30 protein-coding genes and 4 pseudogenes are annotated in these 26,576 nt (G+C 70.2%); 15 read left to right on the forward strand and 19 right to left on the reverse strand.

What is annotated here, in order from left to right; genetic code table 11:
• Positions 1-265, reverse strand: a 265-nt coding sequence (locus VIU94_RS44680; protein ID WP_414720931.1) for a class I SAM-dependent methyltransferase, incomplete at its 3' end; no start/stop codon positions are given.
• Between VIU94_RS44680 and VIU94_RS11795 the strand changes: the two genes are divergently transcribed.
• On the forward strand, positions 198-566 hold the full coding sequence (locus VIU94_RS11795; protein WP_331910454.1) for a MarR family winged helix-turn-helix transcriptional regulator: 369 nt from the start codon (positions 198-200) through the stop codon (positions 564-566). The genes VIU94_RS44680 and VIU94_RS11795 overlap by 68 nt on opposite strands.
• Before the next feature lie 87 nt (positions 567-653).
• On the opposite strand, the gene VIU94_RS11800 is transcribed toward VIU94_RS11795, so the two are convergent.
• Positions 654-1,937 carry an MFS transporter gene (locus tag VIU94_RS11800; protein WP_331910456.1) on the reverse strand — a complete coding sequence of 428 codons (1,284 nt, stop codon included), beginning with the start codon at positions 1,935-1,937 and terminating at the stop codon, positions 654-656.
• Positions 1,934-3,313 (reverse strand): MBL fold metallo-hydrolase, encoded by a 1,380-nt coding sequence (locus VIU94_RS11805; protein ID WP_331910458.1) that lies wholly within the window; start codon positions 3,311-3,313, stop codon positions 1,934-1,936. The genes VIU94_RS11800 and VIU94_RS11805 overlap by 4 nt, the downstream gene beginning before the upstream one ends.
• 88 nt (positions 3,314-3,401) lie before the next feature.
• Here VIU94_RS11805 and VIU94_RS11810 point away from each other — a divergent pair, with 88 nt between their 5' ends.
• From VIU94_RS11810 to VIU94_RS11825, 4 genes and pseudogenes are all read left to right on the forward strand, one after another.
• Positions 3,402-4,079, forward strand: coding sequence for an ArsR/SmtB family transcription factor (locus VIU94_RS11810; RefSeq protein ID WP_331910460.1), 678 nt, complete (start codon positions 3,402-3,404; stop codon positions 4,077-4,079).
• A gap of 23 nt (positions 4,080-4,102) precedes the next feature.
• Positions 4,103-5,284 carry a cysteine desulfurase family protein gene (locus tag VIU94_RS11815; protein ID WP_331910462.1) on the forward strand — a complete coding sequence of 394 codons (1,182 nt, stop codon included), beginning with the start codon at positions 4,103-4,105 and terminating at the stop codon, positions 5,282-5,284.
• Positions 5,281-5,625 (forward strand): sulfurtransferase TusA family protein, encoded by a 345-nt coding sequence (locus VIU94_RS11820; RefSeq protein ID WP_331910464.1) that lies wholly within the window; start codon positions 5,281-5,283, stop codon positions 5,623-5,625. Before VIU94_RS11815 ends, VIU94_RS11820 begins: the two co-directional genes overlap by 4 nt.
• Before the next feature lie 16 nt (positions 5,626-5,641).
• Positions 5,642-5,891 (forward strand): annotated as a pseudogene (locus tag VIU94_RS11825) (DUF5990 family protein); the annotation flags it as partial.
• A 20-nt stretch (positions 5,892-5,911) separates the two neighbouring features.
• Here VIU94_RS11825 and merB read toward each other — a convergent pair.
• A complete protein-coding gene (gene merB / locus VIU94_RS44685) occupies positions 5,912-6,115 on the reverse strand; it encodes an organomercurial lyase (protein WP_414720932.1) in 204 nt (67 codons plus the stop codon).
• Between merB and VIU94_RS11830 the strand changes: the two genes are divergently transcribed.
• Complete coding sequence (locus tag VIU94_RS11830) at positions 6,074-6,382, forward strand: MerR family DNA-binding protein (protein ID WP_414720933.1); 309 nt, start codon at positions 6,074-6,076, stop codon at positions 6,380-6,382. The genes merB and VIU94_RS11830 overlap by 42 nt on opposite strands.
• Here the strand turns inward: VIU94_RS11830 and trxB are convergent.
• The 4 genes and pseudogenes from trxB to VIU94_RS11850 all read right to left on the reverse strand — a co-directional run.
• Entirely contained in the window at positions 6,372-7,358 is a 987-nt protein-coding gene (trxB, locus tag VIU94_RS11835) for a thioredoxin-disulfide reductase (protein ID WP_331910530.1), read from the reverse strand. The genes VIU94_RS11830 and trxB overlap by 11 nt on opposite strands.
• Positions 7,359-7,363: 5 nt before the next feature.
• Complete coding sequence (locus VIU94_RS11840; RefSeq protein ID WP_331910468.1) at positions 7,364-7,780, reverse strand: arsenate reductase ArsC; 417 nt, start codon at positions 7,778-7,780, stop codon at positions 7,364-7,366.
• 49 nt (positions 7,781-7,829) lie between these two features.
• Entirely contained in the window at positions 7,830-8,165 is a 336-nt protein-coding gene (locus VIU94_RS11845) for an arsenate-mycothiol transferase ArsC (RefSeq protein ID WP_331910532.1), read from the reverse strand.
• A gap of 151 nt (positions 8,166-8,316) precedes the next feature.
• A pseudogene (locus tag VIU94_RS11850) lies at positions 8,317-8,469 on the reverse strand (arsenate reductase ArsC); the annotation flags it as partial.
• A gap of 74 nt (positions 8,470-8,543) precedes the next feature.
• Here VIU94_RS11850 and VIU94_RS11855 point away from each other — a divergent pair.
• The 3 genes from VIU94_RS11855 to VIU94_RS11865 are packed head-to-tail and all read left to right on the forward strand — an operon-like array spanning position 8,544 to position 10,735.
• Positions 8,544-8,858 (forward strand): ArsR/SmtB family transcription factor, encoded by a 315-nt coding sequence (locus VIU94_RS11855; RefSeq protein ID WP_331910470.1) that lies wholly within the window; start codon positions 8,544-8,546, stop codon positions 8,856-8,858.
• A 45-nt stretch (positions 8,859-8,903) separates the two neighbouring features.
• The gene (locus VIU94_RS11860; protein WP_331910472.1) at positions 8,904-9,674 is read left to right on the forward strand and encodes an aquaporin; all 771 of its coding nucleotides are present in this window, start codon (positions 8,904-8,906) and stop codon (positions 9,672-9,674) included.
• Positions 9,671-10,735, forward strand: coding sequence for an ArsO family NAD(P)H-dependent flavin-containing monooxygenase (locus VIU94_RS11865; RefSeq protein WP_331910474.1), 1,065 nt, complete (start codon positions 9,671-9,673; stop codon positions 10,733-10,735). Before VIU94_RS11860 ends, VIU94_RS11865 begins: the two co-directional genes overlap by 4 nt.
• Positions 10,736-10,740: 5 nt before the next feature.
• On the opposite strand, the gene VIU94_RS11870 is transcribed toward VIU94_RS11865, so the two are convergent.
• From VIU94_RS11870 to VIU94_RS11900, 7 genes and pseudogenes are all read right to left on the reverse strand, one after another.
• Entirely contained in the window at positions 10,741-11,280 is a 540-nt protein-coding gene (locus tag VIU94_RS11870; protein ID WP_331910476.1) for a DinB family protein, read from the reverse strand.
• 130 nt (positions 11,281-11,410) lie between these two features.
• Positions 11,411-11,745 (reverse strand): annotated as a pseudogene (locus VIU94_RS11875) (YnfA family protein).
• Positions 11,746-11,825: 80 nt separating this feature from the next.
• The gene (locus VIU94_RS11880) at positions 11,826-12,332 is read right to left on the reverse strand and encodes a DUF6069 family protein (protein ID WP_331910478.1); all 507 of its coding nucleotides are present in this window, start codon (positions 12,330-12,332) and stop codon (positions 11,826-11,828) included.
• Between the two features lie 53 nt (positions 12,333-12,385).
• The gene (locus VIU94_RS11885; RefSeq protein WP_331910480.1) at positions 12,386-12,682 is read right to left on the reverse strand and encodes a MerR family transcriptional regulator; all 297 of its coding nucleotides are present in this window, start codon (positions 12,680-12,682) and stop codon (positions 12,386-12,388) included.
• On the reverse strand, positions 12,679-13,023 hold the full coding sequence (locus tag VIU94_RS11890) for a hypothetical protein (protein ID WP_331910482.1): 345 nt from the start codon (positions 13,021-13,023) through the stop codon (positions 12,679-12,681). Before VIU94_RS11890 ends, VIU94_RS11885 begins: the two co-directional genes overlap by 4 nt.
• Positions 13,024-13,114: 91 nt before the next feature.
• Positions 13,115-13,615 carry a GNAT family N-acetyltransferase gene (locus tag VIU94_RS11895; RefSeq protein ID WP_331910534.1) on the reverse strand — a complete coding sequence of 167 codons (501 nt, stop codon included), beginning with the start codon at positions 13,613-13,615 and terminating at the stop codon, positions 13,115-13,117.
• Positions 13,615-13,977, reverse strand: coding sequence for an ArsR/SmtB family transcription factor (locus VIU94_RS11900; RefSeq protein ID WP_331910484.1), 363 nt, complete (start codon positions 13,975-13,977; stop codon positions 13,615-13,617). Before VIU94_RS11900 ends, VIU94_RS11895 begins: the two co-directional genes overlap by 1 nt.
• A 156-nt stretch (positions 13,978-14,133) precedes the next feature.
• Between VIU94_RS11900 and VIU94_RS11905 the strand changes: the two genes are divergently transcribed.
• The 4 genes and pseudogenes from VIU94_RS11905 to VIU94_RS11920 all read left to right on the forward strand — a co-directional run.
• Positions 14,134-15,507, forward strand: a complete 1,374-nt coding sequence (locus VIU94_RS11905; protein WP_331910486.1) for an NAD(P)-binding domain-containing protein — start codon at positions 14,134-14,136, stop codon at positions 15,505-15,507.
• Between the two features lie 33 nt (positions 15,508-15,540).
• Positions 15,541-16,002 (forward strand): ArsI/CadI family heavy metal resistance metalloenzyme, encoded by a 462-nt coding sequence (locus VIU94_RS11910; RefSeq protein ID WP_331910488.1) that lies wholly within the window; start codon positions 15,541-15,543, stop codon positions 16,000-16,002.
• Between the two features lie 222 nt (positions 16,003-16,224).
• A complete protein-coding gene (locus VIU94_RS11915; RefSeq protein ID WP_331910490.1) occupies positions 16,225-17,232 on the forward strand; it encodes a hypothetical protein in 1,008 nt (335 codons plus the stop codon).
• Between the two features lie 340 nt (positions 17,233-17,572).
• Positions 17,573-17,713: pseudogene (locus VIU94_RS11920) on the forward strand (IS5/IS1182 family transposase); the annotation flags it as partial.
• 1,090 nt (positions 17,714-18,803) lie between these two features.
• Here the strand turns inward: VIU94_RS11920 and sigJ are convergent.
• Entirely contained in the window at positions 18,804-19,712 is a 909-nt protein-coding gene (gene sigJ / locus VIU94_RS11925; protein ID WP_331910492.1) for an RNA polymerase sigma factor SigJ, read from the reverse strand.
• 175 nt (positions 19,713-19,887) lie between these two features.
• Here sigJ and VIU94_RS11930 point away from each other — a divergent pair, with 175 nt between their 5' ends.
• Positions 19,888-22,116, forward strand: coding sequence for an MMPL family transporter (locus VIU94_RS11930; RefSeq protein ID WP_331910494.1), 2,229 nt, complete (start codon positions 19,888-19,890; stop codon positions 22,114-22,116).
• A 363-nt stretch (positions 22,117-22,479) separates the two neighbouring features.
• Here VIU94_RS11930 and exaC read toward each other — a convergent pair whose 3' ends face one another.
• Positions 22,480-24,003, reverse strand: a complete 1,524-nt coding sequence (gene exaC / locus VIU94_RS11935; protein WP_331910536.1) for an acetaldehyde dehydrogenase ExaC — start codon at positions 24,001-24,003, stop codon at positions 22,480-22,482.
• Between the two features lie 235 nt (positions 24,004-24,238).
• Between exaC and VIU94_RS11940 the strand changes: the two genes are divergently transcribed.
• Positions 24,239-24,889 (forward strand): dihydrofolate reductase family protein, encoded by a 651-nt coding sequence (locus VIU94_RS11940; RefSeq protein WP_331910496.1) that lies wholly within the window; start codon positions 24,239-24,241, stop codon positions 24,887-24,889.
• 26 nt (positions 24,890-24,915) lie between these two features.
• Here VIU94_RS11940 and VIU94_RS11945 read toward each other — a convergent pair whose 3' ends face one another.
• A complete protein-coding gene (locus tag VIU94_RS11945; RefSeq protein WP_331910498.1) occupies positions 24,916-25,770 on the reverse strand; it encodes a PaaX family transcriptional regulator in 855 nt (284 codons plus the stop codon).
• 94 nt (positions 25,771-25,864) lie between these two features.
• On the reverse strand, positions 25,865-26,572 hold the full coding sequence (locus tag VIU94_RS11950; RefSeq protein ID WP_331910538.1) for a maleate cis-trans isomerase family protein: 708 nt from the start codon (positions 26,570-26,572) through the stop codon (positions 25,865-25,867).
• Between the last annotated feature and the right edge of the window lie 4 nt (positions 26,573-26,576).

Genomic DNA, 26,576 nt, shown 5'->3' on the forward strand with positions numbered 1-26,576 from the left:
TCGCCTGCGAGCGGGCCTGGACGTGTTCGAAGAACCGGAGCTGTCCTCCCGGCCGGAGCACCCGGTGGAGTTCGGTGAGGGCCGTGTGCGGGTCGGCGATGGAGCAGAGCGTCAGGCACACCACTGCCGCGTCGAAGGAAGTGTCAGGGAAGGGAAGCCGCTCGGCTGGGGCCCCGTGCGCGATGATGCAGCGGGGGATGGCGGAGAAGGGGCTGACCGCGGCGCGCGCGGGAGTGCTCTGGGCCCTGTTCCACGACGGACCCATGACACAGCGGGCCCTGGCTACCCGGCTGGGAGTCACCCCTCGGAACGTGACCGGGCTCCTTGACGCGCTGCAGGAGGATGGGCTGGTGGTTCGCGAGCCGCACCCCACCGACCGGCGGGCCACGCTCGTCTCGCTTACGGACGAGGGGCGCTCGGTCACGTCGGCGCTGCGGGGCGGGCGCGATGAACTGGCCGCCCTGCTGTTCGCGGACGTGCCCCCCGATCAGCTCGGAACCTTCACCGCGACCTTGGTGCAGGTGACCGAGCGGCTCAGGGCTGCCAGCGCCCACGGACACGAGTGACCGCTGGGCGGGCAGGTCTCGAAGAACACGGTCAGCGTGCGGTCGATGTCCCCTGGCGTGGTCCATTGGCCCCAGGGCTTGCGGCGGTCACCGGGCGCCGGGGCGGTGTTCGGTGATCCAGCGGGCGGCGAGGAGGCCGGCGGCCGCGGTGAGTGCGGCGGCGGCGATCACGGTGGCGTTCAGGCCGAGCCAGTCGGCCAGGATCCCGGCGATGAGGGCGCCGACGGCGTAGCCGATGTCGCGCCAGAAGCGGTACGTGCCGAGGGCGTTGGCGCGCCAGGCGGGGTGGGCGTGGTCGGATATGGAGGCGATGAGGGCCGGGTAGACCATGGCGGTGCCGAGGCCCAGGAAGACCGCGGAAAGGACTCCGGCGAGCAGGGGGCTGTCGAGCAGGGCGAGAGCGAGGACGAACCCGACCGCCTGGACGAGCATGCCCGTGACGATCAGCGGTTTGCGGCCGATGCGGTCGGCGAGGTGGCCGGTGGGGATCTGGCCGATGCCCCACAGGATGGGATAGAGGCCCTTGATGAGGCCGACGGCGGCGAGGCCGAGGCCGTGGTCGGTGAACAGGAGCGGGAAGACGCCCCAGGTGAGACCGTCGTTGAGGTTGTTGACGAGACCGGCTTGGCTGGCGCCGCGCAGGGATCGGTTGTGCCAGGACGTGCGAGTGAACGTGGCCCTCAGGCCGGTGTCCTCGTCGCTGGGGAGCGGCTTGGCGTGCTGGGCGAGTTCGAGGGCGACGTGCGCGGCTGTGTCACGGACGACCAGGGCGAGGGCCAGTCCGGCGACGACGAACACGACACCGATCAACTCCGGGACGGGGCGCAGGCCGTAGGACGTCGCGAGGTAACCGGTGAGCAGGGCGGTGCCGCCGACGGCGGTGTATCCGGCGGCCTCGTTCAGGCCGGTCGCGAGTCCGCGGCGGGACGGGCCGACCAGGTCGATCTTCATGTTGACGGTCATCGACCAGGTCAGGCCCTGGTTCAGGCCGAGCAGCACGTTGGCCGCGACGATCCAGCCCCAGGACGGCGCCCAGGCGAGAACGAAGGGGACGGGTATGCCGATCAGCCAGCCGGTGACGAGGAGTTGCTTGCGGCGGAATCGGGCGGTCAGCGCACCGGCGGCCAGATTGGTGAGGGCCTTGGTGACGCCGAAGGCGATGATGAAGGAGAAGACGGCCAGGTCGCTGGTGAGTCCGAAAGTCTCGGACCCGATGAGCGGCACGGTGGTGCGTTCGAGTCCGACGAGTCCGCCGACGCAGATGTTGACGATGACGAGCAGGGTGAACTGCAGCCGGTTCTCGCGCAGGCCGAGGCGCACGGGCCGCCCGTGTGCATCGGTCGGTGAGGTGGTCGACGGGGTGGCGTTCACGCGTGCGTGCCCTCGGTTCCCTGGACGAGCTTCTGTTCGTGCGCGGCGGCGTAGTCGCTCGGTCCGCCGTCGAGGACGGCGATGCCGGTGCGGCCGGCGCGCTCCAGGAGACTCGCGGCGGTCATGGCGCGCTCGCCGTGACCGCAGGCCACGACCGCGCCCGCGGGGGCGTCGGCGGCATGCGCGGGGAGCGTGCCGAGTTCGATGCCGAGGGCGCCGGAGACGTGTCCGGCCGCGAACTCCGACTCCTGCCGCACGTCGACGTACGGGCGGTTCGCGGCCCTTTCGGCGGTGACGAACTCGGTGGTGGTCTGCGGGTTTCCGGCCGCCGTCCAGCTCGCCATGCCACCGGAGAGACGGCCCGCCAGCCGCTCGTACCCGATCTTGTACGACAGCCAGACGACCTCTGACGGGTCCTGGTCGTCGTTGGTGACGAACGCGAGCGGGGCGGTGTCGGGCAGGAGCCAGCCCAGCCAGGTTGCGAACTGACCGCGCAGCGGGATCGACAGGGAGCCGGGAATGTGGCCGGCCGCGTAGTCGGCCGCCGGGCGGACGTCGACGACATGCCCGCCGTCCGCGAGCAGGGTGCGTACCTGTTCGGCTGTCAGGCCGGGCAGTGCCGGTGAGGCGGTGAGGACGGTGGGGCCACGCCGGTTGGCCTCGGAGAGGCGGTCGAAGTAGGCCGGGTACGAGCCGAGGCTTGCGAGGAGCTGTCGTACGAAGGCGTCCTCGTCCGGGGCGGCGAGGAGCGGGTTGGTCTGCTTCTGGGTGCCGATGGTGCTGGTGCGTTCGGCCCCGGGCGGGGCGGAGCAGAACGAGCCGGCGCCGTGGGTCGGCCACACGGCGGTCGTGTCCGGCAGCTCGGTGAGGCGGTGAAGGGAGCGGTACTGGGCGCGGGCCAGTTCTTCGGCGCGGTCGGTGCCGAGGAGGTCGGTGCGCGCCGCGGAGTCGACGATCATCGAGCCGCCGGTGAAGACCCCCAGCTCCCGGCTGCCGTCGAGGAGGAGGAAGGAGAGGTGTTCGTCGGTGTGGCCCGGCGTGGCGAGGGCCCGCAGCGTGAGGCCGCCCAGGTCGACCTCGTCGCCGTCGCCGAGGCCCCGGTGGTCGAAGGCACGCTGTCCTGCCGCGGAGGCCAGGACAGTCGCGTCGTCGTCGTGGGCGAGCTGGAGCGCGCCGGAGAGGAAGTCGGCGTGCAGGTGGGTGTCGGCGGCGAACGAGACGCGCAGTCCGCGCCGGGCGGCGGCCGCCTTCAGGGCCCGCAGATCCCGGCTCGCGTCCACGGCGAGTGCGCGGCCGTCACCGAGGTCGACGAGGTAGGCGCTGTTGCCCAGGCCCTGGTCGACCAGCGGAGTCAGATGATCGTCGGCGAAGCCCATGGTCCTGTCCTTCCGAAGCTGACTGCCGGGCGGAGTGCGATGCCGCCGGACTTCGTTTACAGTAATCCATAGATATTTGGAGGAAGCAATGCGGGAAGCCACCACCAGCGGCAGCAAGTCCGCCCTCTACGACGCCTTCGCGACCAGCGGCAAGGCGCTGGCCAGTGGAAAGCGCCTTGAACTGCTTGATCTGCTCGCTCAGGGCGAGCGCACCGTCGACGCACTGGCCAAGGCATCCGGGCTGAACCTGACCACGGCCTCCGCCCATCTGCAGACGCTCAAACAGGCCGGGTTCGTCGCCACCCGACGCGAGGGTGTCCGCATCCACTACCGGCTCGCCGGAGACGACGTCGCCCGGCTTCTCGTCCTCCTGCGCAAGGTGGCCGACCGCCACCAGGCCGCCGTCCCTGCCGCCCGGGACGCCTACCTGGGCGAGGACGGGGCGGCCGAAGTCAGCCATGAGGAACTGCGGACCCGGGTCGCCGCCGGGGGAGTGACGGTGCTCGACGTCCGGCCGGTGGAGGAGTACCGGGCCGGGCACATCCCCGGCGCGCTCAGCATCCCGGTCGCGGAGCTGACGGACCGCATCGGAGAGCTGCCCGCGGGCGAGGAGATCGTCGTCTACTGCCGGGGCGAGTACTGCGCCTTGGCCTACGACGCCGTACGGCTGCTGACCGACCGTGGACGCCGGGCGATCCGCCTCCACGACGGCATGGTGGAGTGGCGCCTGGCCGACCTGCCTGTCGACACGGCGGACCTCACGTGAGCGCCGCGCCCGGAGGACCTGACGTGCTCCCCGCGATCGGCGGTATCCCCCCGCACCCGGGACTCGCCCGTGGCCCTGTCTATCTCGACTACAACGCCACCACGCCCGTGGACCCGCGGGTCGCCGAGGCGATGCTGCCGCACCTGACCGACTTCTTTGGCAACCCCTCCAGTAGCCACCCCTTCTCCGAGGCGCCGCGCCGGGCCCTTGCGAAGGCCCGCAGTCAGGTTGCCGGCCTCCTCGGCGCACGACCGGGTGAGATCGTGTTCACCGCCTCCGGCTCCGAGGCGGACCTGCTCGCGCTGCGCGGCGCCGTACTGGCCGCCGGCCGCTCGCGCCCACACGTGATCACCCAGTCGACCGAGCATCCGGCGGTCCTGGAGACCTGTCGCGCCCTGGAACGCCTGCACGGAGCACGCGTGACCGTGCTGCCCGTCGACGGGCACGGCCTCGTCGACCCCGCCGCACTGGCCGGTGCCCTTACCGACGACACGGTCCTGGTGTCGGTGATGGCTGCGAACAACGAGACCGGCGCCCTCCAACCGATCACCGAGCTCGCCGCGATCGCGCACGAGCACGGGGCCCTGTTCCACTGCGACGCAGCCCAGGCCGTGGGCAAGATCCCGATCGACGTCGAGGCACTGGGCGTCGACCTGCTCACCGTGGTCGGCCACAAGACGTACGCGCCGAAGGGTGCCGCCGCGCTGTACGTCCGCGATGGCGTCCGCCTCGAACCGGTCGTCTACGGTGGCGGCCAGGAACATGGCCTGCGTGCCGGCACGGAGAACGTGGCACTGGCCGTGGCCCTCGGCGCCGCCGCCCGTATCGCGACCGAGGAGTTCACCGCCGGGGCCCCGGCTCGCGTCGCCGCCCTGCGCGACGACCTCCACGCGCGACTCGTCGCAGCCTTCCCCGGACGCGTGCACCTCAACGGCCCGGAGCGGGAACGCCTCCCCAACACCCTGAACGTCAGCATCGACGGCGTACTCGGGCACGAACTCCTCGCCGCGGCCGGCGGGATCGCCGCTTCGACAGGATCGGCCTGCCACAGCGGAGCCCACAGCCCCTCACCCGTCCTGACCGCCATGGGCCTCGAACCCGCCCGTGCGCTCGGTGCCCTCCGGCTTTCCCTCGGGCGCTGGACGACGTCCGAAGACATGGCGACGGCGGTCACCGCTCTCACCGAGGGGGCCGCCGTGCTGTGACCGCGTTCTCCGACCCTGCGGACTCCCGCACCTCTGGCCCGGATCTACTCGTCGACGGCACCGGCCTGTTCTGCGTCACGCTCCTGCTGCGCCTGCGCAAGGAGATCGACGGAGCGGCGCCGGGCACCGTCGTCCATGTCGTCGCCACCGACCCGGCCGCCCCGCTGGACCTGCCCGCCTGGTGTCACATGACCGGCCACGACTACCTCGGCCCCGCGCCGGACCCGGCCGGTCGGCCCGTCTACGCCCTACGGCTCGTTGCAGGTGCCCTGGCCACCCGCCCCGACGCCCCCTGGCACCGCACGGCCCCCGATGGCTCCGGGGCTCAGCCGAGTGCCTGAGCCGCGTACAGCTCACCCTCATGTGCAGGGCCTGCCGGGTGGCCGGTTGCTCTACCTGTCGTGGGGCGCGGTCGACGACGTGGGCGTCTTCACCATGTTCCGGCGGGCCAGGCTGATGCTCGAGGCCGTTCCCGCACGGGTTGTCGAGGCTGCCGTCCGGAGCGGTGTTGGTTGGCTGCCTGGGTCTCACGGACGCATGCGGGGAACCCCTGTGTGCTCGGGTCGTGCCCCCGCGTATTACCTGGACTGCGGAACCCGGAGTCTGACGGCGCCGCCGATGCAGTGGCTATGAGCCGGTCAGGAGGGGGCCGAAGACGTGTCGGCCGACCTCCTCCGCTTGAGCCTGGCCAGCGATCTGGCCCGTCGCTTCCGGGTGCTGCTCGGCCCACGCTTCGGCGGAGGTGCGGCTCGTGAAGAAGCCGGACTCACCCTTGCCGAGATCCGCGGCATCCTCACCCTCCGCGACAGCGGCGAAGCGCCGTGCGGCCATGTCACCGGCCTCATCGACCAGCACCTCGCGGAGATCGACAGACGCATGGCCGAGCTGCGCAAGACCCGTACCGAGCTGCGCGAACTTGCCCGGCGCGCGGCCGGGACCGACCCGGTCACCTGCGCGGAAGCCGGTATCAGCAGCATCTTCGGCGCGTTGTCCGCGAACGGGACCGGGGGCTCCTTCGGCGCTGGGTCAGCACGCGAAGGAGCCCCCGGTGGAAGGCATGCCCGACCCCAAGCGGGCCGTTCGTGGGCTACGCGGTGACGCCGACGGGTTCGGCATGCGAGGCCAGTGCGGCGAGGTGCCGCTCGGTGTCGATGGCGGCCTGGCAGCCGCTGGCGGCGGCGGTGATGGCCTGGCGGTAGGTGTGGTCGACGACGTCGCCGGCGGCGAAGACGCCGGGGATGTTGGTGCGGGTGGAGGGGGAGTCGACCGTGATGTAGCCCTTGTCGTCGAGGTCGATCTGGCCGGTGAAGAGTTCGGTGCGCGGGTCGTGGCCGACGGCGATGAACAGGCCCGTCGCGTCGAGCTCGCGCGTGGCGCAGGTGAGGACGTCGCGCAGGACGACGCCAGAGAGCATTCCGCCGGTCTCCTTGATCTCGGCGATCTCGCTGTCGAAGGCGAAGGAGATCTTGTCGTCGGCGAAGGCGCGGTTCTGCATGGCCTTGGAGGCACGCAGGGTGGAGCGGCGGTGGACGACGGTGACCGAGCGGGCGAAGCGGGTGAGGAAGGTGGCTTCCTCCATGGCGGTGTCGCCGCCGCCGACCACGACGATGTCGCGGTCGCGGAAGAAGAACCCGTCACAGGTGGCGCACCACGAGACACCGCGGCCGGAGAGCTCGTCCTCCTTGGGCAGGCCGAGCTTGCGGTAGCCGGAGCCGGTGGCGATGATCACCGTCTTCGCACGGTGGACGGTGCCTTCCGAATCGGTGAGGAGCTTGATGCCGCCGGTGAAGTCGACGGAGACGATGTCGTCGTCGATCATCTCGGCGCCGAACCGCTCGGCCTGGGCCCGCATGTTGTCCATGAGGTCAGGGCCATCGATGCCGGTCGGGAAGCCGGGGAAGTTCTCGACCTCGGTCGTGGTCGTCAGCGAGCCGCCGACGAATATGGAGCTGCCGAAGAGCAGCGGCTTGAGCTGCGCGCGGGCGGTGTAGAGGGCGGCGGTGTATCCGGCGGGGCCGGAGCCTATGACGATGACCTCGCGGACGTGGTCACCGGTGGCGGTGGGCTCGATCACGGAGCTCACGCCTCCTGCTGCGCGTCGATCTCGGCGATGAGGCCCTCGATGAGGCCCTTGATCTCGTCGCGGATGGGGCGGACGGCCTCGACGCCCTGGCCGGCGGGGTCCTCCAGCGTCCAGTCGAGGTAGGTCTTGCCTGGGAAGTACGGGCAGGCGTCGCCGCAGCCCATGGTGATGATGTAGTCGGACGCCTGGGCGGCCTCGACGGTGAGGACCTTGGGCTTCTGGTCGGAGATGTCGATGTCCAGCTCGGCCATGGCCGCGACGGCGGAGGGGTTGATCTGGTCGCCCGGGAGTGAGCCGGCCGAGCGGACCTCGACGCGATCACCCGCCAGGTGGCGCAGGAACCCGGCGGCCATCTGGGAGCGGCCGGCGTTGTGGACGCAGACGAAGAGCACGGAGGCGAGCGGAGCGGTCATCGGTTCTTCCTTATGGCAGGGACAAGCGTGTTGCGGGGAACGGAAAGCTTCAGGAGCCGGGCAGGCTGTCCAGCAGGGCGGTGATGCGCGTGTCGAGGGCTTCGCGGATGTTCCGTACGGCGGCGATCGGCGTGCCGTCGGGGTCCGCGATCCGCCAGGCGAGGTAGCGGTGGCCGGGGATCACCGGGCAGGCGTCGCCGCAGCCCATCGTGATCACGATGTCGGCGGCCCGGACGACCTCGTCGGTCAGCGGCTTCGGGTAGGCATCCTCCAGCGGGACACCGGCCTCGGTGAGCACCTGGACCACATGGGGGTCGACCTGGCCGGTCGGCTCGGTCCCGGCGGAGGACGCGATGACCTCGTCGCCGGCGCGGTGAGCGAGCAGGGCGGCGGCCGTCTGGGGAGCGGCCGGAGTTGTGGCTGCAGACGAACAGGACGCGCGTCGGTCGGCCCACCACGGGCGGGGTCTCCATGTGCGCGAGCGCCTCCAGTCGCTCGGCGGCGAACCGCTCCGTCAGTACCACGAGGTGGGTACGAACGTGTGCGTGCGCGGCGAGCTGCTCGTAGGAGTCGGCTACGAGGCGCTGTACCGTCTCGACGGAGAACCGGCCCTGATGGCGCACGGCGAAACGGGCGACACCGGCTGCGAGACGTTCGTCGGGAAGGACCGGGTACGGGGACGCGGCCATGGCGAGAACCCCCTGGGTTCAAAGAGGTCAGCCCAGGCTGGTATCAGCTCAGGGTGATGTGAGAGTATCAGCCCATGATGACGTCAGTTGATACTGATCTGATCCGGGTTCTGGGTGATCCCCTGCGCCTCCAGATCGTGACTCTGCTCGCCCGCGAGACGCTGTGCACCACCCACCTCGTGGAGGAGACCGGTGCCAAGCAGACCAACCTCTCGAACCACCTGAGAGTGCTGCGCGAGGCCGGGGTCGTCGAAACGGAACCCTGCGGCCGGTTCACCTACTACCGGCTCAAGCCGGACGTCATCGAGCAGCTCGCCGGCCAGTTCGCGGCGCTCGCGCAGACCGCACGGCTGACCGCCGCGGCGAACTTCAAGCGCTCCTGCCCCTAGCCGTCCCCTTCCCCTGTGCCTCACCTGCCCGAGGAGACCCCGCCCGTGACCGCCACCGAGCCCGCCGCGAGGGACGCCATAGCCGCCGACGCGTCGCCGCAGCCCGCACCCGGCGCCACCCCGCCCCGTACCCCCCTCGCCGCCCGAGCCGCCGCCGAGCTCGTCGGCACCGCCGCACTGGTGGCGATCGTGGTCGGCTCCGGCACCCAGGCCACCGAGCTCACGAAGGACGTCGGCCTGCAGCTCCTCGCGAACTCCACCGCCACCGTCTTCGGACTCGGCGTCCTGATCGCCCTCCTCGGGCCGGTCTCCGGGGCTCACTTCAACCCGGCCGTCACCCTGGCCGAGTGGTGGACCGCCCGCCGCGGCGGCGCCGGGGTGAACGGGCGCGAGCTCGCCGTCTACGTCCCCTCCCAGATCGTCGGCGCGATCGCGGGTGCGGTCCTCGCGGACGCGATGTTCGGCGAGCCGCTGGTGAAGTGGTCCACACACGACCGCTCGGACGGGAACCTGCTTCTCGGGGAGGTCGTGGCGACCGCCGGCCTGATCCTGCTGATCTTCGGCCTCGCCCGCACAGACCGGCTCCGCTTCGCGCCCGTCGCCGTCGCCTCGTACATCGGCGCGGCCTACTGGTTCACTTCCTCGACCTCCTTTGCGAACCCGGCGGTGACGATCGGCCGCGCGTTCACCGACACCTTCGCGGGCATCGCCCCCTCCTCGGTCCCGGGGTTCATCGGCGTGCAGCTGATCGGAGCGGTCGTGGGTCTGGCCCTGGTTGCGGTCATCTTCATGCGAGGGAAGACGGACGCCGAGTGACCCAGACCGTGGACGTGGTGGTGATCGGCGGCGGCCAGTCCGGGCTCGCCGCCGGCTACCACCTGCGCCGCCTCGGCCTGGACTTCGCCGTCCTCGACGCCGGCGCGGCCCCCGGCGGGGCCTGGCAGCACACCTGGGACTCGCTGCACCTTTTCTCCCCGGCGGCGTACTCCTCTCTGCCGGGCCGGCTGATGCCGCCGCAGGCGGGGGAGACGTACCCAGACGCCGCCCACGCCGTCTCGTACCTCACCGAGTACGAGCAGCGGTACGAGCTCCCCGTCCACCGGCCCGTACGCGTCACGGGAGTCCGCCGTGACGGCGAACTCCTGCGCGTAGAGGCCGACTCCGGTACGTGGCGGGCTCGCGCGGTCGTCAGCGCGACCGGAACATGGTCGCGCCCCTTCGTCCCCGCCATCCCCGGCCGTGCGGACTTCGGCGGCCGTCAGCTTCACACCGTCGAGTACGAGAACCCGGCGGCGTTCGCCGGACAGAAAGTGATCGTCGTCGGCGGCGGCAACTCCGGCGCCCAGATCGCCGCCGACCTCGCCCACGACACCGAGCTCTCCTGGGTCACCCTGCGCGAACCCCGCTACCTCGCCGACGACATCGACGGCCGAGCCCTCTTCGACCACGCCACCGCCCGCCGCCGCGCCCTCGACGAGGGACGTACCGACACCGGAGGCGTGGCCTCACTGGGCGACATCGTCGCCGTACCGGCCGTACGGGAAGCGCGCGACGCCGGATTCCTCAAGGCGCAGCCGATGTTCGATCGGATCACCCCGACCGGCGTCGCCTGGGCCGACGGCACCACGGCGGACGCCGACGCGATCATCTGGTGCACCGGCTTCCGCCCCGCCCTTTCCCACCTTGCCCCGCTCGGCCTGCGCGGCCCTCGCAGCCACATCCCCACGACCGGCACCCGGGCGATCGGCGAACCCCGCCTCCACCTCCTCGGCTACGGCGACTGGACCGGCCCCGCCTCGGCCACCCTCATCGGCGTCGGACGCCCCGCCCGCGAAGCCGCCCGAGCAATCGCCTCCCTCCTGGGCGGATCCCGGTAGCGGATTCAGCGGGTCGACGTGAGGGTGAGCTGGCGCCGGTGGAAGTCGAAGTGCCGGGTCGGATAGCGGTACAGGTCTGCGACGGTCATGAAGTCGTCGAAGAAGGGGTCCCAGCGGTCGGGGTAGGGCATGCCGCTGGCGAGCGTGCTCTCCGACTCGGAGTCCAGTCGTCGGTGCAGGTCGGCGATGACCCGGTCGAACGTGACGGCCATACGCCGAAGCCCGAGGACCTGGACGGCGCCGACCGGGCCGAGGTAGTTGACGACGTCGAACGGCCGCGTGGCTGCGTTCAAAAGGCGGGCGAAGGCCCGGCCGACACGGTTCGGCAGCCGGGAGAAGACGCGCATCAGGATCAGCAGCGGGCGCATCAGGATGTAGCCGAAGAGCATGTGGAAGAGCAGCTGCTCGTTGGTCCAGCGGGTGCCGTCGGTGCGCCTGCGCAGATCGTCCTTGGTGGCGGTGTCCAGCAGGCGGTGGAAGCTCGCACGAGCTCCCTCCAGTTCGGTGTGGATCACCTGACGGTCCACGGGCAGTTGACCTGCCATGGCGCCACCCGCTCGCTCGGGTTCCTCGGCCGCCGGGCTGACGGCTGCCTGATCCTTTGATGCCCGTCCTCAGGGCGGCGGAAGCGCGGACGCGGTCAGGTCGCAACTGTCGGGCGCGAGGGCCGGTGCGTCAGCTGTTTCGAGGCGCGTACATGATCACGGCCATTCCAGCGAGGCAGATCAGGGCGCCGATGACGTCCCAGCGGTCGGGACGGTAGCCGTCGGCGACCACGCCCCAGGCGATCGATCCGGCCACGAAGATCCCGCCGTACGCGGCTACGATGCGCCCGAAGTTGTCGTCGGACTGGAAGGTGGCGACCACCCCGTAGAGGCCGAGCGCGACGACGCCGGCGCCGATCCAGATCCAGCCCTTGTGCTCGCGGATGCCCTGCCAGACCATCCAGGCGCCGCCGATCTCGAAGAGGGCGGCGACGGCGAACAGGCAATGGAACGGGCGACAACCATGCCCGTGACCCTACCGACGGCCAGCGTTCGTGATCTTCAGCGGGCGGCCCCCAGACCCGGACCGGGCCTGTCCGAGCGGCTCACTTGCGGCGGGCCAGTGCTTCCAGGGCGAGGAGCACGAGTGCGGCGATGACGACGTGCATGGCGGAGAGCGCGATCGTGCTGGGCGTATCGAAACCGGCGGTGAACGTCTGGGCCGTCGTAGCGAGAGCGGCACCCGCCCCTAGGCCCTGGGCCGACCGCAGGGCGGCACGCCGTTTCCCGGCCGCCGCCAGCAGTGCGGCCAGAGCCAGGCCGCCGCTCATGGAAAGCACCGTCATGATGATGACGCCCTGCGGTGCCGTGGTGGTGTGCAGCGACCCATCGGCCTCGGTGTGCTGGAACGACCCGCCGAAGCCCAGACCCACCAGCCACAGGGCGAGATTGACCGCGAGGGCTGCGGCAACCGTCCCCGCGATGACCGCCGCCGGACGCCGGGACGCGACCCGGCTGAGGAAGCCGCCCCCACATGACGGTTCTCCTCGGCGAGGTCGGTGAAGGGGACGGGGCAGCAGGCGCTGGAGGCGCAGACGGTCAGGTCGTCGCACCCGGCTTCGACGGCGGCGGCCAGGGCGGTGCGGATGGCGGTGAGGTCGGCGATCTACGCGTCGACCTCGGCGAGCTTCGCCGCGGCGCGCTCCTGGAGCCCCGCCACGGGGCGGCCGTGGCGGTGGCGGCCGGCCTCCAGTAGCTCGGCGACCTCGTCCAGCGTGAACCCGAGCCGTTGGGCGGCTTTGATCACCCGCAGCGCGGTCACCGCGTCCTCGCCGTACAGGCGGTGGCCGCCGTTGCTGCGTTCCGGCTCGGCCAGCAGGCCGCGCCGCTCGTAGTAGCGCAGGGTCTGGATGTTCAGGCTGGCGGCCTCGGCGACCTGGCCGCTGCGAAGACCGCTGCTCACTGCCGCTCCTCAAGACCGGCCAGGCAGGCCGCTCGCGCGGACAGTGCCTGGAGGACCGGCTCGTGGGCCGGATCCACGGTGACGTCGAGCAGGACAGCGCCGTCGGCGGGGGTGACCGCGAAGGTGAAGAACGAGCAGCATCCGGTCTCCCGGTCGGCCAGCTCCCGTACCCGTTCCTCAAGCCCCGGGGCCTCGGACAGCGACAGGCGGTGCCGGGTCGGCGCGGGGCGTTCCAGCGTCGTCAGATGCCCGGCGAACAGCGCGTCCCACTCGGCGACCCGCAAGGGGCGCTCCTCGGTGGGCAGGGTGCAGGCGGTCGGCACCCAGTCCAGGTCGGTCATTGCACTCGCCTCCGTCCTCACGTGCCCCCTCGGGGCACACGATCGACGGTAAACCTGTACCTGGGTACCGGGTGCAAGTCCGGAAGCCGGGTCAGTCGATGTGGGGGCTGCGGCGTTCGACGAGGACGGTGTCGCGCCAGCGGCCGTGGTGGCGGCCGATGCGGTCGCGGGTGCCGATGATCCGGAATCCGGCGCGGGCGTGGACGGCGAGGCTGGCGGTGTTCTCGGGGAAGATCCCGGACTGGATGGTCCAGATCCCGGCCGCCTCGGTGGAGTCGACCAGGGCCTTGAGGAGTGCGGAGGCCACGCCTCGGCCGCGCGCGTCGGGGTGCACGTAGACGGAGTGCTCGACGACGCCGGCGTACGCGCACCGGTCGGAGACCTTGCTCGCGGCGACCCAGCCGAGGACCCGGCCGGTCTCGTCGACGGCGGCGAAGCGGTGTTCGGGCAGCTTGGCCGCGTCGAACTGCTCCCAGGTGGGGGCGGTCGTCTCGAAGGTGGCGTTGCCCTCGTCGATGCCGGCCTGGTAGATCGCCACGACCTGCGCCGCATGCTCGGCCGTGAGCGGCACAACGGTCGCGGTGGAGACCATCACGCGGCGGCCGCCTTGGTCAGCAGCGCGCCCATCGCCGCGAGGACGGCCGGCTCGACGCGGTAGTACACCCAGGTGCCGCGCCGCTCGGAGGAGAGCAGCCCGGCCTCCTTCAGCTTCTTCAGGTGATGGGAGACGGTCGGCTGGGAGACGCCGACGTCGGAGATGTCGCACACGCACGCCTCGCCGCCCTCGTGGGAAGCGACCGCGGAGAAGAGCCGCAGCCGCACGGGGTCGCCGAGGGCCTTGAACATCTTCGCGGTGCGCTCGGCCTCCTCGGAGGTCAGCGGGCGCTCGTTCAGCGGCGGGCAGCAGGGGGCGGCCTCAGGCTGGATCAGCGGCAACACGGCAGCATTCGACATACGTCTATGTTGACACACGTCGAACCAGTCGCCCAGGGGTGTTCCGGCTCGTACGCCATGGATTCGATGGATGTCTATGTTGACGAATATCGATGCAGGGTGCCATGCTGGCCGCACAAGCCATCGACAGATGTCGAAATAGTGAGGGGAATCGTCGTGAACGCCACCATCACCGACCAGCTGCCCGTCCTCGTGATCGGGGCCGGGCCCGCCGGCCTCGCCGCCGCGGCCCACCTCGTCGAGCGCGGCCTCGAACCGCTGGTTCTGGAGGCCGGTCCGGCCGCCGGTGCGGGGGTCCGCGGGTGGTCGCATGTGCGGCTGTTCTCCACCTGGGGCGAGGTCACCGACCCGGCGGCGGAAAAGCTCCTCGCGCCGACCGGCTGGGTGAAGCCCGACGCCACCACGTACCCGACCGGCGGCGACTGGGCGGCCGACTACCTCCAGCCGCTCGCGGACGTCCTCGGCGACAAGGTCCGCTTCGGCGCCACGGTCACGGGCGTCTCCCGCGCGGGCCGCGACCGGATCGTCGACGCTGACCGCGAGGCCCAGCCGTTCGTCGTCCACGTCACCCACGCCGACGGCCGCGAGGAGCGGATCTTCGCCCGCGCGGTCATCGACGCCTCCGGCACGTGGGCCCTCCCGAGCCCGGCCGGAGCCTCGGGCCTTCCGGCCCTCGGCGAGAAGGCCGCCGCCGACCACGTCTCCTACCGCGTCCCCGACTTCAAGGACCCGGCCGTCCGAGCCCGTTATGCGGGAAAGCGCGTTGCCGTCATCGGCTCCGGCGCCTCTGCCTTCACCGCGCTCGCCTCCCTTGCCGACCTGGCGAAGGCCGAGGACGGTCAGGGTGCGAAGGCGGTGTGGGTCCTGCGCCGCGGCATCTCCGGCTCCACCTTCGGCGGTGGCACGGCCGACCAGCTCCCCGCCCGTGGCGCGCTCGGCCTGGCCGCCAAGGCCGCCGTCGACGAGGGCCACGCCGACGCGGTCACCGGCTTCCGCACGGAGGCGATCGAACGCGACGGCGAGCAGCTCGTCCTCGTGGCCGAGGACGGCCGCCGTCTCGACCCGGTCGACGAGGTCATCGTCCTCACCGGCTTCCGCCCCGACCTCTCCTTCCTCTCCGAGCTCCGCCTCGGCCTCGACGAGCGCCTCCAGGCCCCGGTCGAACTGGCTCCGCTCATCGACCCCAACCAGCACTCCTGCGGCACCGTCTACCCGCACGGGGTGAAGGAGCTCTCCCACCCGGAGGAGGGCGTCTATCTGGTCGGCATGAAGTCCTACGGCCGCGCCCCTACCTTCCTCGCCCTCACCGGATACGAGCAGGTCCGCTCCGTCGTCGCCGCCCTCGCGGGCGACCGCGAAGCCGCCGAGCGCGTCGAACTCGTCCTGCCGGAGACCGGAGTCTGCGGCGGCGCCGGCCTCTTCGACCAGCCCGACACCGACCAGCAGGCCGACGGCGGCGGCTGCTGCGCCCCCGCCCCCGCGCTCATCCAGCTCGGTACCAGCTTTCCGGCCGGCTCCGGCGGCTGCTGAACCACCCACCCATCCATCGGCAGGAGGCCCGTCATGACCCGCGTACAGCTCGCTCTGCGCGTCCCCGACCTCGCGGCATCGGTCGAGTTCTACACCAGGCTGTTCGGCACCGAGCCGGCCAAGCTCCGTGACGGCTACGCCAACTTCGCCATCGCCACACCGCCGCTCAAGCTCGTCCTCATCGAAGGCGGCAAGGGCGAGAACACTCGCCTGGATCACCTCGGCGTCGAGGTCGACAGCACCGAGGCCGTCCACGCCGCCACCGCGCGCCTGAGCGGAGAGGGTCTGGCGACGACCGAGGAGAACGACACTCGCTGCTGCTACGCACTCCAGGACAAGGTGTGGGTGCACGGCCCCGGCCGCGAACCGTGGGAGGTCTACGTGGTCAAGGCCGACGCCGACACCCTCGCCAAGCAACAGGGCAGCACCTGCTGCCTCAACACCGCCGAGGCCGAGGCCGGCCAGCCGGTTGCGGCGGGCAGCCGGTGCTGCTGACCCACAGATGACCAATGTCCACACCAGCGGGGCCGCGACCGGAACAGCAGACCGGTCGCGGCCCCGAGTCGTCCTGCCCGCGCTCTGCGCCACTCAGAACCACCTTCATGAACTGGCGGACGGCCGCCTGGCCGACCAGGCCATCCAAGCGCTGTCTGCACGCTCTGATGGGTCATCGCAGGGGCATTGATCAACCACATCACGACCAATTACGTTGTGTGAGTGGAAGAAGACGAGGTGGATCGCTTCTTCGACGCGATTCGGCTTCTGCTGCTCATTGTGGCGGTGTCCGATCCTTTGAACGAAGCGGAGCAGCAGGCCGCACCGAAGGATGCGGTAGCTGTGCTGCGTGCTGAAGGCCGGCTGCAGAAGCTCGACTTCTGGCTCCGTAACCCGGATTACCTGGCGGATGAGCTTCTCAACGACTACGAGCGCGAGCAGGAGACCATCAACCTGGAGCTGGCTGGCAGCATCCTGGATTCGGACGAGCCGGAGATCTGCGCCGTCCCGATGCTCCGATACCTGTTCGGGGCGTTCGGGTACATCGATCAGGCGATGAGTATCCTCGCTGCCCCCCGGCTGGTGTTGGTCGTGCCGCGGCGCACCGCCAAGCGGGTGCTCCAGGACAACTACTACCTCACGGCCAAGGGACGTGAGGGCGCAGATCGGGCTACAGAGCAGTTCCCGGTCCTGGCCTGGTACACCGAGCCCGTCGCCCGCGCGACGGCAACTGGTCGTGCACCGGCTGTACTGCGAAGGCACCAAGACCGGCACGGACGACAACAACGGTGCCTTCACCGTCGACATGATGCTGGGCCCAGGCCCGTGGGCCATCGCCAGCATCATGAACAACGTCGGCAAGTCGAGCCTCCTTTGGGCGCTCAGCTACGCGCTGCGAGGGGACGGCTTCGAAACCTTCAAACGACCGGAAACGGTGGGCTGGTTCTCCTACGTCCGCGCGGACATCGAGGTCGCCGGCGTCGCCAGCTGACCCAGGTCAACACAGCCCGCAAGAAGGACACCCAGGAGAGCAACCGGGTTCAGCGCCGGGCGCGAGAGGATGCTCAGGCCCGCGAGCAGCAGACCGAACCGCTGCGGCAGGCGCTCAGGGCTGCCGAGGAGAAGGTGGCGGCGTTGGAAGCGGGCCAGCCCGACCTGCGGCCTGCTCGCCGAGGTCGACGCCGCCGCACGTCGGCTCGCGCACGACCAAGCGGCTCTCCAGGAGGCTGAAGAAGGCCACGCCCTGGCGCGCAAGGCGCGCTTGAAGGATGAGAGTGCCGTCCGCCGGGCTCAGCAAAGCAGCGCAGCCCGAGCTCTGTTGGGAGACCTTGAGCCGGAATCCTGCCCGCGTTGCCATCACGAGATCGACGATGCCCGACGCACCGCAGAAGAGAGCGAACACCGATGCTCAGTGTGCGCGAGACCTCTGCCGGAGGTGCAGGACGACCCAGAGGCGCGGGCCGCACTGCTCAGCAGGCTGGAGGGTCGAGTGAACGCCTCCCGCACAGCTGAAGACACAGCCCGGCAGGCCGTCGAGACGACCATCACCGCTCGCGACAACAGCCGTGCCGCACTGGCCGCCGCGCGAGCGCCCGTCGAACGCGGTGTCGCGAGCCTGAAGTCCTGGCGGATCTTCCGCAGGTCCCGATGCAGCCCCAACCGCATGACGTCAATCGTCAAGGCCATTCTCACGCTGGAGCGGCAGCGCTGAAGAAGCTCATTGAGGAGTCGATGCAGGAGTGGAGCCGGCGCAGCCAGGACAGCAGCCCCACGGGCTGAGCCGCAATCTGGCCCGTGTATGGCCCGGAGCTGCTGGTCAGGACTGGGATACGGGTGGGATGAACTGGGAGAAGGGGCGTATTTCGACGCCTCCCCCATGGGAAGGGGCGGGCCCTCCCAGAAGGCGTCTGACCCGGGGAAAACCCCAGGTCAGGCGCTTTCTTTCGTGCTGCTAGAAGAAGCCCAGCTTCTTCGGGGAGTAGCTCACCAGCAGATTCTTCGTCTGCTGGTGGTACACAGGTGGCACCCCGCTGACCAGCAGAAATGGGCATCCTACGTAGAGTCGGGTGGCGACTGGCCCGTGAATGGCCCGGATCTTGGTTCAGGCGGACGGCCTCCCTGTCCCCGGCCCGGCAAGTGAGGACGACTCCGCTCAAGCGGCCCGCCGGGCCGCGACGGTTGGGGGGCCGTCTCAGATCCCGTTTCTCGGCAGTCGTGAGCTTCGGCGGCCCCGACCTCCGCGATCTCGGTGGAGCGCTCGCCGGGGATGCCGATGTGCAGGCGGACGGAGAGCGCGGTCAGGCTCGGTGACGAGGTCCTCGCCGGCTCCGTTACCCACCGCGCGCCGGAGGACCGGCAGGCCGTCGAAGTGCTGCGCCGGGACTGGGAATTGTGGAAGCCCCGGGGTCGAGCTCATCGAGCTGTCGACTCGCTCGCTCGGTCGCCGCGTGTCCGGATACATACGCGAACTGACGCGGCGGTACCCGGATGCCCAGGTGACCGTGCTTATTCCGGAGACAGAGCCCGCCCCGCGCGTGCGGAGCGGACGCCGAGGGCCTCCGTCAGCCGGTCCGCCGCCCAGGCCGCACCCACCTGGCCCGCAATGCCGCCTGCACCTGCTCAGCGTCCACCGCCTCCACCATCGCCGTTGATCACGGCGGGCCAGCGGCGGCCGCGCGGGCCCCTGTGCCCGGACCATCCGGGTCACGATCTCGGTGACCTCGAGGTGGGGGTCCACCTGGGCCCTGACTCTCTACAGCTCGCCGTCCTCTCACCAGTTCACTCCATTTCCCCGTATGCCCTCAGACGAAAGTAGAGAGCTTCTCGGGGTTGATCACGTTGTAGATCGCCTGGACCCGGCCTTCCGGATCCAGTTCGACGGCGATCAGACCCCACAGCCCGTCGGCCGTGGACAGCACTGCGGCCGGAGTCCCGTTGACCTCCAGATATGCGACGGACAGTCCGACGGGAAGCCGCTGGGACGTCGAGGCAACCAGGCGCAGGAACTTGTCACGGCCCTCGATGACTCGCAGCGCGGTACGCAGCTTGCCGCCGCCGTCGCTCCACAACTGCACGTCCGGCGCGAGGATTTCCATCAGCGCCTCCAGATCCGCCCCCAGGGAGGCGGCCATGAATCGCTCCGTGGCGGCGCGCACGGCATCGGAGTCGGAACGGTAGCGGGGCCTACGGTCCTGCATCCGTTTGCGCGCGCGGTGTGCCAGCTGACGTACCGAGTCATCGGTCCTGTCCAGCGTTCGGGCGATTTCGGCGTACTCGTACCCGAACGCCTCGCGCAGCACGAACACCGCCCGCTCCAGCGGTGACAGGTTCTCCAGGACCACCATCATCGCGAGCGACACGTGCTCGCCCCGCAGCATGTTCTCCTCCACACCCCCCTCGGTCACCACCGGTTCCGGCAGCCAGGTCCCGACGTACTCCTCACGCCGGTCCCGCTCGCGGCGCAGGCGATACAGTGCCCGGTTCACGGCGATCCGCACCAGGTATGCCCGCGCGTTGGTGATCTGCTCGTGCTCCACGGAGGACCAGGACAGCCACGTGTCCTGGAGTACGTCCTCGGTGTCCGTGACACTTCCGAGCAGGTGGTAGACCACGCTGAACAACAGGCCCCGGTGCCGCTGGAACGTGTCCGCCGCGGTTCCCTCACCGGTCTGCTCACTCTGTCCCGCGTACGTCGAAGTCGGCGCACTCATGTTCATCCGGGCCTCCCGCCCTCTCGTTCCCCGTCTGCCGAGCGTCGGCGCGGCCGCTGGTGTGATCTGCCTCTCACTCAGGCTTCCTGTGTCACATGCGGACAGCCCCCGCTCTCCTATCCGCGACCCGCGCCGGACGCGTAGGGCGAAAGTAAGGAAAAGGAGATGGCCAGGCATGTTGGCAAGGCTGGCAGGGCTGATCTGGTACCGCAGCAAGGCGTTGCTCGTGGCCGCCGCGGTGCTCGCCGTGGTGGGCGGTGGGCTGGGCTCGACACTGTTCGACAAACTTACAGCAGGCGGACTTTCGGATACCGGAGCGGAATCCGGACGGGCCGCGAAGGTTCTCGAGGAAGCCGGCCAGGGCGCACCGAACCTGATGCTCCTGGTCACCACCCCTCAGGACGTGGACTCCGCCGAGGCCACCGAAGCGGGTACCCGGCTGACCCGGCGCCTGGCCGATGAACCGGGACTGCGGAACGTCTCCTCTTACTGGACCGCGGGCAAGCCGCCCCAGTTGCGCAGCGAGAACAAGCGCCAGGCCCTGGTCGTCGCGACCCTCGTGGGTGACGAGACGGCCGCGGGCAAGCGTCTCGACGCGCTGCTGCCACGCTACGAGGGCGAGCAGGAGGGTCTCGACGTCACCGCCGGCGGCTACGCGATGTTCCAGAAGGAATCGGCGGCGCTGAGTCAGGAGGATGCCACCAAGGGGGAGATGATCACCTTCCCGGTGACCCTTGTGGTCCTGGTGCTGATCTTCGGCAGCATCGTGTCGGCGCTGCTCCCGTTGATCGTGGCCTTCTTCTCGATGCTCGTCGGCATGGGCGTCATGTGGCTCCTTGCGAGCGTGACCGACCTGTCGGTCTTCTCCATGAGCGTGGTCACGCTCCTGGGCCTCGGCCTGGCCATCGACTACTGCCTGCTCATGGTCAACCGGTACCGCGAGGAGCTTGGTTCGGCCTCGCCCGAACAAGCCCTGCGCAGGACCATGGCGACCGCCGGCCGGACCGTCACGTTCTCCGCCGTCACCGTGGCCGTGGTCCTTGCCGGGCTGATCTTCTTCCCGCTCCAGGCGGTACGGTCGCTCGCCTACGGCGGCATCATCACCGCACTGCTCTCCGCCGTCGCCGCGCTGACCGTCCTGCCCGCCCTGTTCGTGGTGCTAGGCCCCCGTATCGAAAAGGGCCGGATCCTCGGCAGCCGCCGCCCGGAATCCACGGCCGAGAACGCCGAGAACGGCTTCTGGCACAGGCTCGCCGTCTTCGTGATGCGCCGTCCGGTTCCCGTCGCCACCCTGGCGATGCTCGTACTGCTCGTCCTCGGCGCTCCGGCACTCGGCATCAAGCTGGGTATGCCCGACGAGCGCAGCATGCCCGAGACCTCGCAGTCCCGGCAGGTCGCCACCGCGATCCGCGAAGGCTTCGACTCCGCCGAGGTGAACGCCCTGCAAGTGGTCGCCGAGAGGACCCCCGAGTCAGGCGACAGCGTGCACCGTTACGCCGCCGAGCTCTCCCGGCTGCCGCAAGTCGGCCGCATCGACACCACGGCCGGCAGCTACGCGGACGGCGAACTCCTTGAGCCCGGCACCGCACAGCACCAGCGCTTCAACATCGGCGACGGCACGTACTTTTCGGTCGTCCCGTCGAGCGGGTCCGCTCAGGCCGCCATCGACCTGCTCGGTGAGATCCGCGCGGTGGATTCCCCGTTCCCGGTCCTGATCGGCGGCAAGGCGGCGGTCAACGAGGACACCACCGACTCCATCGGCAACCGGCTTCCCTACGCCCTGGGCGCCGTGGCCGTCGCCATGGTCGTCCTGCTCTTCCTGCTCACCGGCAGCGTGCTGCTTCCGCTGCTCGCCCTGGTGCTGAGCGGCCTGAGCCTGACGGCCACCTTCGGCGCCCTCGTCTGGATTTTCCAGGACGGCCACCTCGCCTCTCTGCTCGGTGACTTCACCGTCACCGGCAGCATCGGCTCCATCGTTCCGGTCATGCTGTTCGCCTTGGCGTTCGGCCTGGCGATGGACTATCAGGTCTTCATGCTCTCCCGCATCCGGGAAGAGTACGAACGTACCGGGTCCGAAACGGCCGCCGTGGCCATGGGACTTGAGCGCATCGGGCGGATGGTCACCGCGGCCGCCGTACTGATCTCGATCGTCTTCCTGGCCTTCCTGGTATCGGACATCACCTTCGTCAAGGCGTACGGCGTGGGCCTGCCGCTCGCCGTCCTGATGGACGCGACGGTCGTCCGTGGAGCGCTCCTGCCTGCCGCGATGAGGCTCGGCGGCAAGGCCATGTGGTGGGCCCCCGGCCCGCTGCGCCGCCTGCACGCACGGTTCGGCATCAGCGAGTCGGGCCCGCCGGCCGGTCCGGCTCCCGCGGTGTCCAGCCGGGAGCACCAGGCTGTGTGACCGGACGGCTCGCCCCGGACGCCGTGTTCGCGCCGGGGACCCGCCCGTGTGCGGCACTTGCCGCGCAGGCTGCGTTGGCGGTCATGTCCTGGAGGGCCTGGCCATCCTCCCGCACGGCCCGTCACCGGGACTGAGGACGGTTTGGCCGCGGGCTCCGAATCTGGGCTGCGAAGACGGCCAGTGTCTGCTGGTATGCGCGGTGGACCGGCGATCGCGCTGGTCCGTATATGGCCCGGATCTTCCCTGCCACGTGGGATATCGGAGGCAAGTGAACTCTGTGATCACCCGATTTCGGTAGCTGGCGGGGGTCAGTGCACGGTGCCTGACCGGTCTTTTGTGCAGGTCAGACACCGTGCTCAACCTTTAGAAGAACCCGAGTTTCTTGGGTGAATAACTACAAAGAATGTTCTTGGTCTGCTGGTAGTGGTCCAGCATCATCTTGTGGGTTTCGCGGCCGATGCCCGACTGCTTGTAGCCGCCGAAGGCGGCGTGGGCCGGGTAGGCGTGGTAGCAGTTGGTCCAGACGCGGCCGGCCTGGATGGCGCGGCCGGCGCGGTACGCGGTGTTGATGTCGCGGGTCCAGACGCCCGCGCCGAGGCCGTACAGGGTGTCGTTGGCCGTCGTGATCGCGTCGTCGAAGTCCGTGAAGGACGTCACCGCGACGACCGGGCCGAAGATCTCCTCCTGGAAGATCCGCATGCGGTTGTCGCCCTCGAAGATCGTCGGCTGGATGTAGTAGCCGCCGGCCAGTTCGCCGTCGTACTCGATGCGCTGACCGCCCGTCAGGATCTTCGCGCCCTCCTGCTGACCGATGTCCAGGTACGAAAGGATCTTCTGCAGCTGGTCGTTGGACGCCTGGGCGCCGATCATCGTGTCCGTGTCCAGCGGGTGGCCCGGGAGGATCTTCTCCGTGCGGGCGATCGCCGCCTCCAGGAACTCGCTGTAGTGGCCGCGCTGGATCAGGGCCCGCGACGGACAGGTGCAGACCTCGCCCTGGTTGAGGGCGAACATCGTGAAGCCTTCGAGCGCCTTGTCGCGGAAGTCGTCGTCCGCCGCCCACACGTCGTCGAAGAAGATGTTCGGCGACTTGCCGCCGAGCTCCAGGGTGACCGGTTTGATGTTCTCGGAGGCGTACTGCATGATCAGCCGCCCGGTCGTGGTCTCGCCCGTGAAGGCGATCTTCGCCACCCGCGGGCTCGATGCCAGCGGCTTGCCCGCCTCCGCGCCGAAGCCGTTGACGATGTTGACCACGCCCGGCGGCAGGAGGTCCGCGATCAGGCTCATCAGGAAGTGCACCGACGCCGGGGTCTGTTCGGCCGGCTTGAGCACCACCGCGTTGCCCGCCGCCAGCGCCGGGGCCAGCTTCCAGACCGCCATCAGGATCGGGAAGTTCCACGGGATGATCTGCGCGACCACGCCCAGCGGCTCGTGGAAGTGGTACGCCACCGTGTCGTCGTCCACCTCGCTGAGCGAGCCCTCCTGCCCGCGCAGCGCGCCCGCGAAGTAGCGGAAGTGGTCGATGGCCAGCGGGATGTCGGCCGCCATCGTCTCGCGCACCGGCTTGCCGTTCTCCCAGCTCTCCGCGACCGCCAGTTCCGGGAGATGCCGCTCCATCCGGTCCGCGATCCTCAGCAGGACGTTCGCGCGCTCCGTCGGGGCCGTGCGACCCCACGCCGGTGCCGCCGCGTGCGCCGCGTCCAGGGCGCGCTCGACGTCCTCCGCCGTGCCGCGGGCGATCTCGGTGAACGGTCGGCCGTCGACCGGGCTCGGGTTCTCGAAGTACTGGCCCCTGGCCGGGGCGACGTACTCGCCGCCGATCCAGTGGTCGTAGCGCGACTGGTACGACATGAGCGCGCCGTCGGTGCCGGGTGCGGCGAAACGGGTCATCTGCGGGGCCTCCCTCGGACCGCGCCGGCCGTCCCTGGCCGGCGCGCACCGCCGAGTCTGCGGACCCGGACGTTGCAACCCCGTTGCGCGACGATGGGCGCGGCGACGAGTTCGTACGGTCCGCCGGGTCTCATGCTTGTCGACGAACTCGACGAACTCGACGAACTCGACGAACTCGACGAACTCGACGAACTCGACGAACTCGACGAACTCGACGAACAAGGAGGAGACCGCAATGGGACAGCTGCTGAGAGTCCAGAACTTCAACGTCTCGCGCGACGGATTCGGCGCCGGCGAGGGCCAGAGCCTCGAAAGGCCGTTCGGGGACGCCGATCCCGGAAGCATGTTCGCCTGGGCCGGCGCCACGGCCAGCTGGCCCAACCGGACCGATCCCGGGGGGAGCCGCGGGCTCGACGACTACTTCACCCGGGACTTCAAGAACAACATCGGCGCCGAGATCATGGGCCGCAACAAGTTCGGCCCCCAGCGCGGACCCTGGCAGGACCATGAGTGGCGCGGCTGGTGGGGTGACGAGCCCCCGTTCCACACCCCGGTGTTCGTCATGACCCACCACCCGCGTCCTTCGTTCACGCTCTCCGACACCACGTTCCACTTCGTCGACGGCGACCCGGCCGCGGTCCTCGAACGGGCGAAGGAGGCTGCGCAGGGCAAGGACGTACGGCTCGGCGGAGGGGCTGCCGTCATTCGGGAGTTCCTCGACGCCGACCTCGTCGACACGCTGCATGTGGCGGTCTCGCCGGCGATCGAGATCGGGTCCGGGTCACGGCTCTGGGAGTCGCCCGACGAGCTGCTGGACCGGTTCCACCTCGACATCGTGCCCAGCCCGAGCGGCAGCGTGACGCACCACTTGTTCTGGCGGAAGTGACGCCCGGCGTCCGATGAGAGGAGACCTCAGCCCCCCAGCCCCGTGACCTCGCCGAAGCCCCGCAGCCCCGTGACCTCGCCGACGTGTCGCAGGCTGGGGTCGAGCAGGATCCCGTGCAGCTGCTGGAAGACCTGCCGGGCCGCCACCGCGTTCCAGTCCGCCGGGAGCAGTTCGGTGGGCAGGCCCGGGTCCAGGTAGGGCAGGCGCCGCCACTGGGTGAGCAGCGGGACGTAGTGGCGGAAGGCCGCGGCGGGTTCCGGTTCCGTTTCGGTCGCCGCCAGGCGGGCGGCCACCGGGGCGTAGGTGTCGGTGAACTCCGCGTACTGCTTCTGGATCGCCGGGAAGTCCCACCACGAGCTCACCGTGCCCGGCAGATCGCTGAAGGCCGCGTACTCGGCGTGGAACAGGTGGACGTAGTCGCTGAGGCCGAGCCGGACGAGCATGCTCCGCGCGTCCTCGAGGAGCCGGCCCGGAGCCAGCCACACACCCGGGGCGATGTTGCCGAAGCCGAGCCACGTCAGGCGGGTGCGCAGCTGGTAGCGGTGGGATCGTTCCGACTCCGGTACGGAGAACACCGCCATGGCCCAGCCGTCCGCCAGGTCGGCGGGCTCCAGGCTCGCGAAGATCCGGCGGTCGCCCTCGTCGAAGACGGGCAGCACGGCGGGGCTGAGCCGGTAGCCGCTGGCGCCCCGGCGCTCCGGTTCGAGGACTCCGCGCTTCTTCAGCCGGGAGATCGCGGAGCGCACCGCCGGGCCGTCGACGTCCAGCTCGCTCATCAGCGTGATCAGGTCGGCGATGGAGACCCAGCCGCCGAGGCGGCGCAGGAACGCCCCGTAGACCGTGTTGATCAACGAGCTGGGCCTGAGGGGGCTGTCCGACATGATCGCCTTCCGTTGTCAGCGGTGGCGATCATATCGGGGCGCCCTCGGGCCCGGCCGGTCGGTCAGCCCGTCAGTCGGTCAGCCCGCCGGCCCGTCAGGCGTATGCCCCCGACAGCAGGTGCCCGGCCCCGGGCGCCACGGCCGGGAGGTCCAGGGCGCGGAGCATCTGGTGGGCGGTGCACACGGCTGCCGACACGACCGGCTTGCCCAGGAGCTGTTCGGCCTCCTCGATGACGCCGAGCGACGGCATCTGCACACAGGCGGAGAGCACGACCGCGTCGGCCTCGGCGTACTCCAGCGCGCGGGCGAGGCCGGGCAGCCTGGCCGGGTCGTGGGCGGCCACGTCCAGGTTGTCCGGGATCTCCAGGGCCCGGTAGTCGAGGACTTCGATGCCCTCCTGGGCGAGGTAGTCCACGACGGTCCGTGTGAGGGGACGCATGTAGGGGGCGAGCAGGGCGATCTTCTTGGCACCGATGGTGTTGAGTCCGTGGACGAGGGCGCCCGCGCTGGTGACGACGGGCGCGGGGGCGCCGTTCTCGACCGTACGCAGGTGCAGCCGCTCCTCGGAGACGCGGTGGTAGCCCGGTCCCATGCTCATGATGGCGACGAGGCAGGCGTAGCCGAGTACGTCGACCCGCGCGTCGGAGAGTTCCACGGCGCAGCGGTCGGAGTCGGAGTCCATGGCCTTGAGCTGCTCGGGGGTCACGTGGGTCATGCGCATCCGGCTGGAGTGGAAGGTGAACCGCTCGTCCGGCGCGATGGCCGCGCGGGCGCGCAGGATCGCCGGAATCTCGGTTTCCATGGTG

Origin of the sequence: Streptomyces sp., assembly GCF_036566765.1 — a bacterium.
Lineage (GTDB): Bacteria > Actinomycetota > Actinomycetes > Streptomycetales > Streptomycetaceae > Streptomyces.

Bases quoted from the DNA above. Each gene is read 5' to 3' on its own strand.
- VIU94_RS11795 (WP_331910454.1), top strand. From the start codon at position 198: ATGGCGGAGAAGGGGCTGACCGCGGCGCGCGCGGGAGTGCTCTGGGCC.
- VIU94_RS11940 (WP_331910496.1), top strand. From the start codon at position 24,239: ATGGGACAGCTGCTGAGAGTCCAGAACTTCAACGTCTCGCGCGACGGA.
- VIU94_RS11910 (WP_331910488.1), top strand. From the start codon at position 15,541: ATGACCCGCGTACAGCTCGCTCTGCGCGTCCCCGACCTCGCGGCATCG.
- exaC (WP_331910536.1), bottom strand. From the start codon at position 24,003: ATGACCCGTTTCGCCGCACCCGGCACCGACGGCGCGCTCATGTCGTAC.
- VIU94_RS11855 (WP_331910470.1), top strand. From the start codon at position 8,544: ATGATGACGTCAGTTGATACTGATCTGATCCGGGTTCTGGGTGATCCC.
- VIU94_RS11930 (WP_331910494.1), top strand. From the start codon at position 19,888: ATGTTGGCAAGGCTGGCAGGGCTGATCTGGTACCGCAGCAAGGCGTTG.
- VIU94_RS11895 (WP_331910534.1), bottom strand. From the start codon at position 13,615: ATGGTCTCCACCGCGACCGTTGTGCCGCTCACGGCCGAGCATGCGGCG.
- VIU94_RS11870 (WP_331910476.1), bottom strand. From the start codon at position 11,280: ATGGCAGGTCAACTGCCCGTGGACCGTCAGGTGATCCACACCGAACTG.
- merB (WP_414720932.1), bottom strand. From the start codon at position 6,115: ATGGCCGCACGGCGCTTCGCCGCTGTCGCGGAGGGTGAGGATGCCGCG.
- VIU94_RS11805 (WP_331910458.1), bottom strand. From the start codon at position 3,313: ATGGGCTTCGCCGACGATCATCTGACTCCGCTGGTCGACCAGGGCCTG.
- VIU94_RS11945 (WP_331910498.1), bottom strand. From the start codon at position 25,770: ATGTCGGACAGCCCCCTCAGGCCCAGCTCGTTGATCAACACGGTCTAC.
- VIU94_RS11810 (WP_331910460.1), top strand. From the start codon at position 3,402: ATGCGGGAAGCCACCACCAGCGGCAGCAAGTCCGCCCTCTACGACGCC.
- VIU94_RS11840 (WP_331910468.1), bottom strand. From the start codon at position 7,780: ATGACCGCTCCGCTCGCCTCCGTGCTCTTCGTCTGCGTCCACAACGCC.
- VIU94_RS11890 (WP_331910482.1), bottom strand. From the start codon at position 13,023: ATGACCGACCTGGACTGGGTGCCGACCGCCTGCACCCTGCCCACCGAG.
- VIU94_RS11950 (WP_331910538.1), bottom strand. From the start codon at position 26,572: ATGGAAACCGAGATTCCGGCGATCCTGCGCGCCCGCGCGGCCATCGCG.
- sigJ (WP_331910492.1), bottom strand. From the start codon at position 19,712: ATGAGTGCGCCGACTTCGACGTACGCGGGACAGAGTGAGCAGACCGGT.
- VIU94_RS11900 (WP_331910484.1), bottom strand. From the start codon at position 13,977: ATGTCGAATGCTGCCGTGTTGCCGCTGATCCAGCCTGAGGCCGCCCCC.